This is a genomic window from Streptomyces sp. NPDC045287 (assembly GCF_056432325.1).
Window position 1 is genome coordinate 292,111 of record NZ_JBWKJG010000007.1, and the last position, 12,269, is coordinate 304,379.

Sequence of the window (12,269 nt, forward strand, 5' to 3'; positions counted from 1 at the left end):
AAAGGAGTACCGCTCATGCCCGTGGCCGCCTCGGTGGTCGAGCCCCTCCCCAGCCACGCCCTGATGGTGCTGCTGCTCCAGGTGGGCGTGCTGCTGCTGTTCGCGCTGCTCCTCGGGCGGCTCGCCGAGCGCCTCGGCATGCCCGCGGTCGTCGGGGAGCTGACGGCCGGGGTGCTCCTCGGTCCGTCCCTGCTGTTCCACGTGGCCCCCGGCGTCGGGAACTGGCTGTTCCCGCAGAGCACCGAGCACATGCACCTCCTCGACGCGGTCGGCCAGTTCGGCGTCATCCTCCTCGTCGGCTTCAGCGGCATCCACCTGGACCTCAAGCTCGTCCGCAGACAGGGGGCCCGCGCGGCCGGGGTGGGCGCCGCGGGGCTGCTCGTCCCCCTCGTCCTCGGCGCGGGGCTCGGCTTCCTGCTCCCCGCCCAGCTGCGCGCCCCGGGCGCCGACCACACCGTCTTCGCGCTCTTCGTCGGCGTCGTGATGTGCGTCAGCGCCATCCCCGTCATCGCCCGCACGCTCATCGACATGAAGCTCATCCACCGGGACATCGGCCAGATGATCCTGGTGGCGGTCACCATCGACGACGCCGTCGGCTGGATCCTGCTGTCCCTGATCGCCGCCATGGCCACCACCGGCCTCTACGCCGGGGAGGTCTTCACCACGCTCGGCGAGGTCGGCCTGCTCATCCTCGTCACCGCGACCGCGGGCCGGTACCTCGTCGGCGCCGCGATGCGCGCCTCCGCCCGCGCCGACGTGCCCGGCCTGCCCGTCGTCACCGCCGTCGTCCTGATGATGCTGTCCGCCGCGGGCACCCACGCCCTCGGCCTGGAGGCCGCCCTCGGCGCCTTCCTGTGCGGCATCCTCATCGGCGGGACCGAGCAGTTCGACACGGTGTCCCTCGCCCCCCTCAACACGACGGTCATGTCCGTCCTCGCACCGCTGTTCTTCGCGACCGCGGGGCTGCGCATGGACCTCACGTCGCTCGTCGACCCCGAGGTCGCCCTGTGGGGGCTCGCGGTGTTCGCCGTCGCCGTCATCGGCAAGTTCCTCGGCGCCTTCCTCGGCGGGCTCACCACCCGCATGAACCGCTGGGAGTCGCTCGCCCTCGGCGCCGGGATCAACGCCCGCGGCGTCATCGAGGTGATCATCGCCCTGATCGGCGTCCGGCTGGGCCTGCTCACCGTGGAGATGTACTCGATCGTCGTCCTCGTCGCCGTCCTCACCTCCCTGATGGCGCCCCCTCTGCTGCGCCTGGCCATGAACCGCGTCGAACAGACCGCGGAGGAGGAGCTGCGCGGCCACCGCTTCCTGGCGCAGACGCGGCCCGCCCAGGCGGCCCCGGCGCCCAGCACCACCGCCGACCCGTGACCGGACCGGGTCCGTGACCGGGTCGGGTCCGTGGTCGGGTCTGTGGCTGGGGCGGGTTCGTGACCGGGTCGGGCCCGTGGCTGGGGCGGGTTCGTGGCTGGGTCCGTGATCGGGTCCGTGACCGGGCCTGGCCCGTGACCGTCGCGGCACCGGAAGGGGGGCGGAGGCCGGAGGGAGCCGTCCTGGTCGGCGGCGGCACCCGTCCGCACCTCGTCGCCCCGAACGTCCCCGAGGGGCCGCCGGCCCGCGGCGGGCCGACGACCTCCCACCCGCCGCCCGCGCCCGCGCCGGACGGCACCACCGGGAGCCGGGGCGCCGCCGCGCCGCCGCGCCGGGTGAGGCGGCCGGGCCTCCAGCGCCTCCCGGACGGCGGCTACGCCCCGGCCCCGCGCCGTACGGGGCAAACCGCGCGGTACGGCGTCGGAGGGACCGGCCCCGAGGGGCGCCCCGTCCGGAGGGGAAACCCACCGGATCCCACTCCGCCCCCGGTCACCCCGGCCCGTACGCCCCCTGTCCGTACGCCTTCGGCCCGGTCGCCCCGGGCCCGTGCGTCCTCGGCACCCCGACCCGCGACGGCGACCGGGTCGACCCGCCGGCCGCCCACGCCCGGCCCGCCCCCGTCCGCGGCGACGGGGGTGACGCCCCGCTGCCCGGCCATGACACGGCCGCCCACCTCGCCGCCGAGCCGCCCGCCGCCCGTCCCGTCGACGGCGGCACCGACCCCACCCCGCCGCTGAGCCGCCCGCCGCCCGCGCCGCGACGGCGAGGCAGAAGCCCACGAGGCCCGCTGCACCGCGCCCGCCGCCGTCCGTCCGCGGCCCGTACGCGAACCCCGTTCCCGCCCGGCTCCCCGACCCCGGCCGGGAGCCCGGGCCGCCGCCCGTCACCGGAAGCACCGGCGGGATGTCCCCGCCGCCCGTGCGCCCGGCACCGCCCGAAGACCTCCAGGACCGCGTCGTCGGCACCCCGTGCGACGTGACCGCCGGGACCGTGACCGCCACCTCCACCGGAAGGGAGTGAGCACCGTGCAGGCAGAGAGCCCGGGCACCGGGGGCGCGTTCGCGTCCACGCCGCCCGTCCCCCGCGACCACCGCGGGCCGTTCACCTCGCCGTACCAGGACGTCCCGCTCACCGGCGCCCGCGGCGGGCCCCCGTCCCCCGTCCGCGCCACCAGCCACCGCCCCGCGGTGCGCGGAGTGCCGTACGGCCCCCACCGCCCGGCCGCGCCGCCCGGCCGCGCCGAGACCGTCCACTGCCACCACCCCCGCCGCCGCGTCCACGGCCACCGCGTCGACCCGCGCGCCGGGTTCCCCGCGTTCGGCCGCCGCGGGGCCGCCGAGCCGGGCGGCAAGCCGGGTGCCGAGCCGGGCGGCGGCACCCGCCGGGCCCTGCCCGCCCCCGGCGGCCACGGCCTCACCCGGTCCGGGCGGGACGCCGCCGCCCCGGCCCCCACCGGGACGCGCGGGCGGGGCCCGCTGCCCGAGTACGGCACCTGCCGGAAGACGGAGGAGGCACTGTGGCAGTGAACCCGCCCCGGATCGCGCTCCTCGGCGCCACCGGCTTCATCGGCTCCGCCGTGCTCCGCGAACTCGCCGCCCGGCCCGTGCGGGTACGCGCCGTGTCCCGCCGCCCCGCCCCCGTGCCCCCCGGCGCCCGCGCCGACATCGAGGTGCGCGCCGCCGACCTCACCGAACCCGGAGAGATGGCCGCCGCCGTCGCCGACGCGGACGTCGTCGTCCTCGCCGCCCTCCACAGCGCCGCCCCCGCCGCCCGGCTCGCCGGGGACGGCGACACCGCCGCCGAACGCGTCGACGTCGGCCTCGCCCGCGACCTCGTCGCCGCCCTCGCCGCCCGCGCCTCCGGCCCCCTGCCGAAGGTCGTCTTCACCGGCGCCGTCTCCCAGGCGGGACCCACCGGCAAGGACGTGCTCGACGGCACCGAGGACGACCGCCCGGCCGGCGCCCACGACCGGCAGAGGCTCGCCGCCGAACGCACCCTCCTCGACGCGACCGCCCGCGGCGTCCTGTGCGGCACGTCCCTGCGGCTGCCCACCGTCTTCGGGTACGGCCCCGGGTCCACCGCCCACGACCGGGGCGTCGTCTCCGCCATGACCCGCCGCGCCCTCGCCGGCGACCCCATCACCCTGTGGTACGACGACTCCGTCCGCCGCGACCTGCTGTACATCGACGACCTGGCGCGCGCCGTCGTCGCCGGCGTCGACCACGCCGAGGCCCTCGCCGGCCGCCACTGGCTCCTCGGCACCGGCGAGGGCCGCCCCCTGGGCCCGGTCCTCCAGCAGGTCGCCGTCCTCGTCTCGCACCGCACCGGCAAGCCGCCCGTGCCGGTCGTGTCCGCCCCGCCGCCCGCGCACGCCGAGCCCGGCGACCTCGTCAGCGTCACCGTCGACGCGTCCGCGTTCCGCGCCGTCACCGGCTGGGCGCCCACCACCCCGTTCCCCGAGGCGCTGCGCCGCACCGTCGACCACCTGGCCGACGAGGCGGAACGCGCGAACCGGGCCCGGGGGGAGCGGGTCGCGGGGGGCGCGGCGTGACCGCCACCGCGCTGCCGCGGCCCGCCCGGCCGGTCGCCGCGACCGGCCACGGCCCCCACCCCCGTACCGGGAGTGTCCCCGCCCACCGGCGGGCGCCCGCCGGACGGCCCGACTCCCCGACGGCGCGCGGACACCGCGCCGGAGTCCGGGCGCGCACGCTCCCGGCCCACCCCGCCCCGGGCGCCGTGCGCCTCCGGGGACCGGGGGCCCCACCTCTCCACCCACCATCGAGAACAGGAGGACCCATGCCCCCCACACCCCCGCCCCGAGCGGCCGTGCGCGTCGCGCTGGACGCCGGTGGCCTGACGCTCTCCGGCCTGCTCGCCGAGCCGGCGGACGAGCCGAGGGGAACGGTCTTCGCGCTGCACGGCGGGGGGATGTCCGCGGGCTACTTCGACGGCAGGGCGCACCCGAGCGTGTCCCTGCTGGCCCTCGGGGCACGCCTCGGCTTCACCGTGCTGGCCGTCGACCGCCCCGGCTACGGGGCGTCCGCGCCCCACCTGCCGGACGGCGCGGACCGCGTCGAACAAGCGGACCTGATCCGGGCGGCGTTCGCCGACTTCGCCGCCCGGCACGCGCTCGGCGACGGCGTGCTCCTCCTCGGGCACTCGTTCGGCGGGCAGGTCGCGCTGACGGCGGCCGCACGGGGCTTCCACGAGCGGCTCGTCGGCCTGGACCTCTCCGGGTGCGGCCACCGCTACGCCTCCGGCCCGACCCCGGAGGGCTGCCCCGTGGACGGCCCGCGGGACCCGCGCTCGACGTGGGGGCCGCCCAGCCTCTACCCGCCCGGCACGCTCGCCGCGGGCGTCGACCTGATGTGCGACCCGCCCGCCGTCGAGGTGGCCGAGGCGGCCCGCTGGCCCCGCGACTTCCCGGCCGTGGCGGCGCGGACGACGGTGCCGGTGCGGCTGACGTTCGCCGAGCACGAGGCGTGCTGGCGCCACGACGCGGAGGCCCTGGCGGAACTGACCGCCCACTTCACCGCGGCGGAACGCGTCCAGGTGGCGCGGCAGCCGGCCGCGGGGCACCGCATCAGCCTGGGGTGGGCGGCGGCGGCCTACCACCGCCGCGCCCTCACCTTCTTCGAGGACCTCCTGGCCCGCGTCCCCCGGCCGGTCCCGTCCGGCATGGACGGCTACCCCGCCGGGAGGCACCCCTGGGCGACGGCCACGGGGGAGGAGCGCGAGGGCACGGCGGGGGCACGCGTCCCGTACGGGGCGAGGCTCGCCCTGTAGGTCAGCGGGCGGCCCACTCCGTGTGGCGGACCACCAGGGCCTCCGCGGTGACGGGGCCGCTCTGCTCGAAGCGCAGGGTGAACGGGATCCGCTGGCCCAGCTCCACCGGGGCCCGCAGCTCCACCATCACGTCCGTGCCGTACGGCGTCATCTCCAGCGTGCCCCGCGCCGGCACCTCCACGGAGGCGATCATCTGCATCCGGGCCGCCGCCTCGCCCGCGTCCGCGTCCCGGGACAGCATCGCCTCGCTGATCGCCGGGGAGGTCACGGACGTCAGCCGGTCGTCGGCGTTGCCGGAGTTCACCACGGTGAAGACGACCGCCGTCCTCTCCCGCCCCGGGAACGGCTGGAGGAGCCGCGCGTGGGTGACCTCCAGCTCCGCCGGGGAGCCCGCCGCGCCCGCCGCCGTCCAGGCGGTGAGCCCGCCGAGCGCGAGCGCGCTCGCCACGACGGCGGACAGCGCGGGCACGACCCGCTCGACCCGGTCCCGCAGGGCCCTCATGCGCGTGCCTCCGAAACGCGGCGGCGCGCGTTCCCCGACGGGCGCCTCGGCTGCCAGCCGCGCAGCCGCAGGCTGTTGGTGACGACGATGACGGAGCTCACCGACATGGCGGCCGACGCCACCATCGGGTTGAGCCAGCCGGTCGCCGCCAGCGGGATGGTGACGACGTTGTACCCGAAGGCCCACACCAGGTTCATCCGGATCGTGCCGAGCGTGCGGCGGGCCAGCATCACGGAGTCCGCGACGGCCTCGATGTCCTCCCGGACCAGCGTCACGTCCGCCGCGCCGATCGCCGCGTCCGTACCGCCGCCCATGGCGATGCCCAGGTCCGCGCCGGCCAGGGCGACCGTGTCGTTGACGCCGTCGCCGATGACGGCGACCCGGCGGCCCTCCGCCTTCAACCCGGCGACCAGCGCCGCCTTGTCCTCGGGCGTGCAGCGGGCGTGGACGTCCGCCTCCGGGATGCCGAGCTCCGCCGCGACGGCGCGGGCGGTGGCGTCCCGGTCACCGGTGGCCAGGACGGGCCGCAGGCCCAGCCTGCGCATCCGCTCCACGGCCCGGTACGCGCCCGGCCGCAGCGTGTCGCCCAGCGCGATCACGGCCTGCGTCGTGCCGTCCACCTTGACGAGGACCGGCGTGTGCGCGGCCTCCTCGGCGGCGGTGAGCGCCCCGGCCAGCGGCTCGGGCAGCACCTCGTCGCCGGGCGCGCACACCTCGACGCGCCGCCCGTCGACCCGGCCGGCGACACCGACCCCGGTCGTGGAGGCGAAGTCGTCGACCCGCGGCAGGGCGTCCTCGCCGAGCGTCCGGCGGGCGTACGCGACGACGGCCCGGCCCAGCGGGTGGTCGGAGCCCTGCTCCACGGCGCCGGCGAGCCGCAGCACCTCGCGCCGCTCGTCGTCGCGGTGCGCCCCGCTCAGCGGGGTGACGCCGGTGACCTTCAGCTTGCCCGTCGTCAGCGTGCCGGTCTTGTCGAGGACGACCGTGTCGACGTTGCGCAGGGTCTCCAGGGCGCGCGGCCCGCTGACGAGGATGCCCAGCTGGGCGCCGCGCCCGGTGGCGGCGAGGAGCGCCGTCGGCGTGGCGAGGCCCAGCGCGCACGGGCAGGCGACGACCAGTACGGCCACGGCGACCGTCACGGCGACCTGCGCGTCGGCCCCGGCGCCCAGCCAGAAGCCCAGCACCGTCACCGCCAGCGCCAGCACGACCGGCACGAACACCCCGGCGACCTGGTCGGCGACGCGCTGCGCCCTGGCCTTGCCGGCGAGCGCGTTCGTCACCAGCCTGGTGATGCGGGCCAGTTGCGTGTCCTCGCCGACCGCCGTCGCCCGGACGAGCAGCAGCCCGCCCGCGTTGACGGCGGCACCGACGGCGGGGGAGCCGGGACCCACCTCGACGGGGTCGCTCTCGCCGGTCACCAGCGACAGGTCGAGCGCCGAGCTGCCCTCGACGACCACGCCGTCCGTGGCGACCTTCTCCCCGGGCCGTACGACGAAGACCTGGCCGACGCGGAGCTGGTCCACCGGGACGCGCCGCTCGCGCCCCGACTTCTCGCAGCGCACCGCCACGTCCTTCGCGGCCAGCTCGGCCAGAGACCGCAGCGCGGCGCCCGTGCCGCGCTTGGCGCGCGCCTCCAGGTACCGCCCGGTCAGCACGAACATCGGTACGGCGACGGCCGCCTCCAGGTAGACGTGCGCGACGTCCGCCGACGGGGAGGGCAGCAGGCTGAACGGCATCGTCATGCCCGGCACGCCGGCGCCGCCGAGGAACAGCGCGTACGTCGACCAGGCGAACGCCGCGATCGTGCCGAGGGAGACCAGCGTGTCCATCGTGGACGCCGCGTGCCGCAGCCCCCGCACCGCCTTCACGTGACACGGCCAGGTGCTCCAGAAGACGACGGGCGCGGTCAGCGCGAAGCACAGCCACTGCCAGTTGCTGAACTGCAGGGAGGGGATCATGGAGAGGGCCAGGACGGGCACGGAGAGCGCGACGGTCACCCACATCCGCTGCCGCTGCGCGGCCTCCTCGGCGGCGGCCTCCTGGTCGCGGCGCTCCTGCCGGGCGGCCTCCGACTCCTCCTCGGCCTTCGGCGGGGCCGGCGGCTCGGCGGTGAAGCCGGAGCGCTCGACGGCGGCGACGAGGTCGGGGACGGTGTACGTCGGCGGGTGCGTGACCCGGGCGGTGTGGGTGGCGAGGTTGACCGACGCCACCACGCCCTCCAGCTTCGCGAGCCCCTTCTCGACGCGGGCGACGCACGCCCCGCACGTCATGCCGCCGATGGCGAGGTCGGTGGTGACCGTGGCGGAGGCCACGGGTCCGGGCGCGGTCATCGGCTCATCTCCTCCATGTCCATGCCACCCATGTCCATCCCGCCGCCCCCGCCGGTCGTCTCGGCGGGGCGGCTGTCTCCGGGGTGGAGGCCGGGGGCGACGGGCCCGGCGAGCGTTCCGACGGCGTACGACACCGCGAGCAGGGCCACGAGCAGCGCCAGGAACCCGCTCAGGCCCAGCAGCGGCCCGCGCGTCGCGGCGCTCGGGCGGTCGGGCGCGGCCTGTCCGGGCCGGGCATCCTTCATGATGTTCCGCTCCTGAAACAAGCGCCCGTCAGCCACGACTCCCGGTACGGGGGATGGCCCGGACACGCGGCTGACGGGCCGACAAGGGACGGGCCGCCGGAGGGAGGTGATGATTTCCCGCGGCCCGGACTCTCATGCTGGCACGAAAAGCCACGGAATCCACCCGTCACGGCGGGGACACCACACGTGAGCATTCTCCCGTTCCGCGCCGGGAACCCGTGCGGGCCGCGGGCCGACTACTTGGAGAAAGTCTCCGCCGTTTTTCCGGCCAACTGTCTCCGAAGGACGCCGGTTTCCGGCCGCCGTGTCCCGAAAAGCCGGGGAACTCGCCACCTGCCACCTGCGACTATGAGGATGGAACCCGCCGTACGGCGGACACGAAAGGAACGGGCAATGCCGCACGACGAACAGGGTGTCGCACCAGGGCCGGAGAAGCAGGGCAAGCCGGAGAACCCGTTAACGGGTGGCCGCAGTCCGTGGATCCTGGTCGCCATCGCGGGTGCCCTGTCGTTCACGGCAATGCTCGATATGAACGTCGTCAATATCGCGCTGGCCACCATATCCACCGACCTGGACGTCTCCCCGTCGATGGCGCAGTGGGCGGTCCTCGGCTACCAGCTCGCCGTCGTGTCCCTGTTGCTGCCCGCCGGCCGCTGGCTGGACGGCGGCCGGGGTGGCGGGGGCGGCGGTGTGGGGCTGCGTTCGGCGCTGCTGCTGGCGATATCCGGTTTTTCGCTGTGCGGGCTGCTCGCCGCGCTCGCCCCGTGGATGGCCTGGCTCGCCGTCGCCCGGATCGCCCAGGGCACCTTCGGCGCCCTCCTGTTCGTCCTCATGCCCGTTCTGGTGATGCGCGCCGTGCCGCCGTCGCTGCGCGGGCGCGCGATGAGCGTGCCCGCGACGCTCGGCCCGCTGGGCGCCGTCACCGGGCCCGCCGTCGGCGGTGTCCTGCTGGACGCGTTCGGCTGGCGGGCGGTCCTGCTCGTCAAGCTGCCCGTCTGCCTGGTCGCCCTGTTCGTCGTGGCCCGCGTCCTGCCCCGGCGCGGCGGGCTCGTCGCGCCGGGCCGGCAGCCCCTGGCGGACGCCGCGCTCGTCGGCGGCGCCGTCGCCGCGCTGCTCCTCGGCCTCACCCTGGCACCCGAGGTGCCCGCCTGGCTGCTGCTGGGCCTCGCCGCCGTACCGCCCCTCGTGTGGTGGTCGCGCCGCCCCGCCGCCCGCCCGGTCCTCGACGTGGTCCGCGCGTCGGGGGTGGCCGGGGTGTACGGCGCGGTGTTCGCGCTGGCCGCCGGGTTCGCGGCCATGCACTACGTGGTCGCCCTGCGGCTGCAGAGCGACAGTGGCCTCTCCGCGACCGCGACCGGCCTCACCGTCCTCGCGTTCCCGCTGGCCATGGGCTTGATGGGGCCGCTCGGCGGGCGTCTCGCCGACCGGTACGGGCCGCGCCCCACCGCCATCACCGGCGCCTGTGTGACCGCTGTCGGCCTCACCCTGCTCGCCCTGAACGGCGACCACTGGACGCAGGCCGACGTCGCCTGGCGGCTCGCCCTCGCCGGTGCCGGCATGGGCCTGTACGGCGGGCCGACGCAGACGCTCGTGATGACGGCCGCGCCGCCCCGTGCCGTGGGTGTCGCCGGGTCGCTGGTGCAGCTCTCCCGGAGCCTCGGCTTCGCGATGGGCCCGGCGCTGGCCGGTGCCGCGTGGGGCCTGGCGGGCGGCGCGGACGGCGCCCGGTACGGACTGGTGATCTCCGCGAGCGCCGCCTGGCTGTGCGTCCTGCTCCTCGTCACGCGCCGCCGCACCCGTCCCGGCCCCCCGCCCGAGACCCCGGCCGGGACCCCGACCCCGGCGCAGGAACCGGCGACACGCTGACCCCGACCCCCGCCCGCCGAGCCCCGCACCCCCGCCCACGCCCCCCTCACGGGACCGAAGAGACGCACGGGCCGGGAGGGGGCGGGTGCCCCCATGGGCCGCGCGTAGGGCCGGAGGGACGTGCGGGCGCCGGAAGGATGGCCACACGCGACTCGTGGGGCTGGAGGTCCCTGTGGGTCGGGAGGGGGTGGGTGCCCCCGTGGGCCGTATAGGGCCGGAGGGACGTGCGGGTGCCGGAAGGGCGGCCGCGCGCGACTCGTGGGACCCGAAGACCCTGCGGGCCGGGAGGGGATGGGTGCCCCCCTGGGCCGTATAGGGCCGGAGGGGCGCGCGGGCGCCGGAAGGGCGGCCACACGCGACTCGTGGGGCTGGAGGTCCCTGTGGGTCGGGAGGGGGAGGGTGCCCCCATGGACCGCTCGTGGAGCCGAAGGGGCGCGCGGGTGTCGGGAGGGCGATCACGCGCAGGCGCGGAGCGCTGAGCATGTTCGCCCTCCCGACACCCGCTCACAGCGCCCCGGAGGCGGAACGAGCCCAAAAAAAGGGTGCGCGCCCCGGAGGCGCAACGAGCCTAGAAAACCCGCGCGTACCGTCCGGGGGAGAGGATGCCGTCCGGGTCCAGGGCGTCCTTGAGCAGCCCGATCGCTTCCCACGGTGCGGTGTCCCACGTGGTGAGCGTTTCCATCGTCTCGACGCCGACGCGGTAGAACCGGAAGCCGTCTTCGTACAGTCGCCGGTGGAGTTCGGTGTTGCAGGCCCGCGCGGATTCTTCCTGTTCGGGGTCGGTGCGGTCGAAGTACAGGTTGACGACGGATTCCAGGTAGTCGGGTCCGGTGGGGTTCACGGCGATGGCCGGGACGAGGCCGTGGTCCGCGCAGGTCTTCTCGATGGTGGCCACGAGGTCCGCGACGGTCTGTCCGTCGACGGCGGCGACCGGCATGCAGGCGAGGTAGCCGACGGTGGTTCCGTCGAGGACGTCCGGGTCGGCGGGGGTCTCCTTGCCGGGAACCGACTGGTACAGGCCGTGCAGGAACGCGGTGGTGGGCCGGCCGGTGTGCACGTCGTACATGGCGGTGACGATGGGGTCGGCGTCGGGTTGTCCGGCGTCTTCCGCGCCGATCACCCGTACGGTCGCGCCCGCGGCGGACAGGGTGCGTTCGGCGTCGGCGGTGGCGAGGGCGACCTGTTCCTGCGTGCCGTCGACGGCGACGGCGCCCGTCCAGGTCGGTACGCGGTCGCTGTCCGTCATGGCGAGGATTCGCTTGTCGTTGAAGATGTGCACGATGGATCGGAGGGTGCCGCGCAGGAACAGTCCGCGTACCGCGTCGACCACGCCGGGCAGTGCCGTTTCGGAGAGGGTGAACATCAGGAGGCGCAGGTGTTCCTGGCGGGGCAGCAGGTCCACGACGGCGGCCGTCACGATGCCCAGGTTCGACTGGAGGAACAGTCCGTCGAGCTGCGGTCCGATGCCGTGTGCGTAGTGGTGCAGTTGGCGGGTGCTCTCGCCGGCCCACAGGCCGGTGCGGATGCGCTGTCCGGTGCCGAGGACGACTTCCAGGCCGCGTACTTCGTCGGCGCGGTGGCGGCGGAAGCCCGTTCCGCGTTCCAGGAGGTTGCCGAGGACGGAGGAGTGCGGGGACGAGCCGGTCACGTTGGCCACCAGGTCGGGGGCGTGGGCGGCCAGGTGGTCGGCGAGCTGGAGTTGGGTGACGCCGGGTTCCACGATGGCGTACCGGCCGGTCGTGTCGACTTCCCGGATGCGGTTCAGCGCGGACAGGTCGAGCAGGGCGCAGCCGTCCTGTACGGGGAGGCGGGAGCCGAGGCCCCAGTTGCGGCCGGTGCTGTACGGGTGGAGCGGCACCTTCTCCTCGCGGGCGACCTGGACGATCCGGGCGACCTGGTCGGGGTCGGAGGGCCGCAGGACGGCCACCACGCGGCGTGACGGGAACGCCGAGGTGTTGTGGGAGGCCGCCGTCAGGGTGGCCTCGTCGTCCGCGACGGCGTCGGCGCCCACGATGTCCCGCCATCGGGCGACCGCTCGCTCGTCGCCTGCCCTGCTGTTCTGTCCCATGCGACCCTCACCATTCTGCTGGAACGTCCTGGACGGCACCGCGTGCCGCCGCCCGCCCGCCCGGCTTGCGGCGGGCGGGGCGGGCGGCGGCGACGCGGGTC

The 12,269-nt window shown here is 76.2% G+C and carries 9 protein-coding genes; 5 read left to right on the forward strand and 4 right to left on the reverse strand.

What is annotated here, in order from left to right; genetic code table 11:
* The first annotated feature begins 15 nt into the window (after positions 1 to 15).
* The 4 genes from AC07D6_RS14805 (at position 16) to AC07D6_RS14820 (ending at position 5,157) form a co-directional block, all read left to right on the forward strand.
* Positions 16 to 1,371: a cation:proton antiporter gene (locus AC07D6_RS14805; protein ID WP_479044454.1), complete on the forward strand. Its 1,356-nt coding sequence runs from the start codon at positions 16 to 18 to the stop codon at positions 1,369 to 1,371.
* 1,025 nt (positions 1,372 to 2,396) lie between these two features.
* Positions 2,397 to 2,897: a hypothetical protein gene (locus tag AC07D6_RS14810; protein ID WP_479044456.1), complete on the forward strand. Its 501-nt coding sequence runs from the start codon at positions 2,397 to 2,399 to the stop codon at positions 2,895 to 2,897.
* Complete coding sequence (locus AC07D6_RS14815; RefSeq protein ID WP_479044458.1) at positions 2,888 to 3,922, forward strand: NAD-dependent epimerase/dehydratase family protein; 1,035 nt, start codon at positions 2,888 to 2,890, stop codon at positions 3,920 to 3,922. The genes AC07D6_RS14810 and AC07D6_RS14815 overlap by 10 nt, the downstream gene beginning before the upstream one ends.
* 245 nt (positions 3,923 to 4,167) lie before the next feature.
* A complete protein-coding gene (locus tag AC07D6_RS14820) occupies positions 4,168 to 5,157 on the forward strand; it encodes an alpha/beta hydrolase (RefSeq protein ID WP_479044460.1) in 990 nt (329 codons plus the stop codon).
* 1 nt (position 5,158) lies between these two features.
* Here AC07D6_RS14820 and AC07D6_RS14825 read toward each other — a convergent pair whose 3' ends face one another.
* Genes AC07D6_RS14825 through AC07D6_RS14835 form a run of 3 tightly spaced genes read right to left on the reverse strand, consistent with a single transcriptional unit; the run spans position 5,159 to position 8,234 of the window.
* Positions 5,159 to 5,659, reverse strand: a complete 501-nt coding sequence (locus AC07D6_RS14825; protein WP_479044462.1) for a copper chaperone PCu(A)C — start codon at positions 5,657 to 5,659, stop codon at positions 5,159 to 5,161.
* Entirely contained in the window at positions 5,656 to 7,989 is a 2,334-nt protein-coding gene (locus AC07D6_RS14830; protein ID WP_315880340.1) for a heavy metal translocating P-type ATPase, read from the reverse strand. Before AC07D6_RS14830 ends, AC07D6_RS14825 begins: the two co-directional genes overlap by 4 nt.
* Positions 7,986 to 8,234 carry a hypothetical protein gene (locus tag AC07D6_RS14835; RefSeq protein WP_315880341.1) on the reverse strand — a complete coding sequence of 83 codons (249 nt, stop codon included), beginning with the start codon at positions 8,232 to 8,234 and terminating at the stop codon, positions 7,986 to 7,988. The genes AC07D6_RS14830 and AC07D6_RS14835 overlap by 4 nt, the downstream gene beginning before the upstream one ends.
* Before the next feature lie 393 nt (positions 8,235 to 8,627).
* Between AC07D6_RS14835 and AC07D6_RS14840 the strand changes: the two genes are divergently transcribed.
* A complete protein-coding gene (locus AC07D6_RS14840; protein WP_479044466.1) occupies positions 8,628 to 10,100 on the forward strand; it encodes an MFS transporter in 1,473 nt (490 codons plus the stop codon).
* Positions 10,101 to 10,668: 568 nt separating this feature from the next.
* Here the strand turns inward: AC07D6_RS14840 and AC07D6_RS14845 are convergent.
* Positions 10,669 to 12,168 (reverse strand): FAD-binding oxidoreductase, encoded by a 1,500-nt coding sequence (locus AC07D6_RS14845; RefSeq protein WP_479044469.1) that lies wholly within the window; start codon positions 12,166 to 12,168, stop codon positions 10,669 to 10,671.
* Between the last annotated feature and the right edge of the window lie 101 nt (positions 12,169 to 12,269).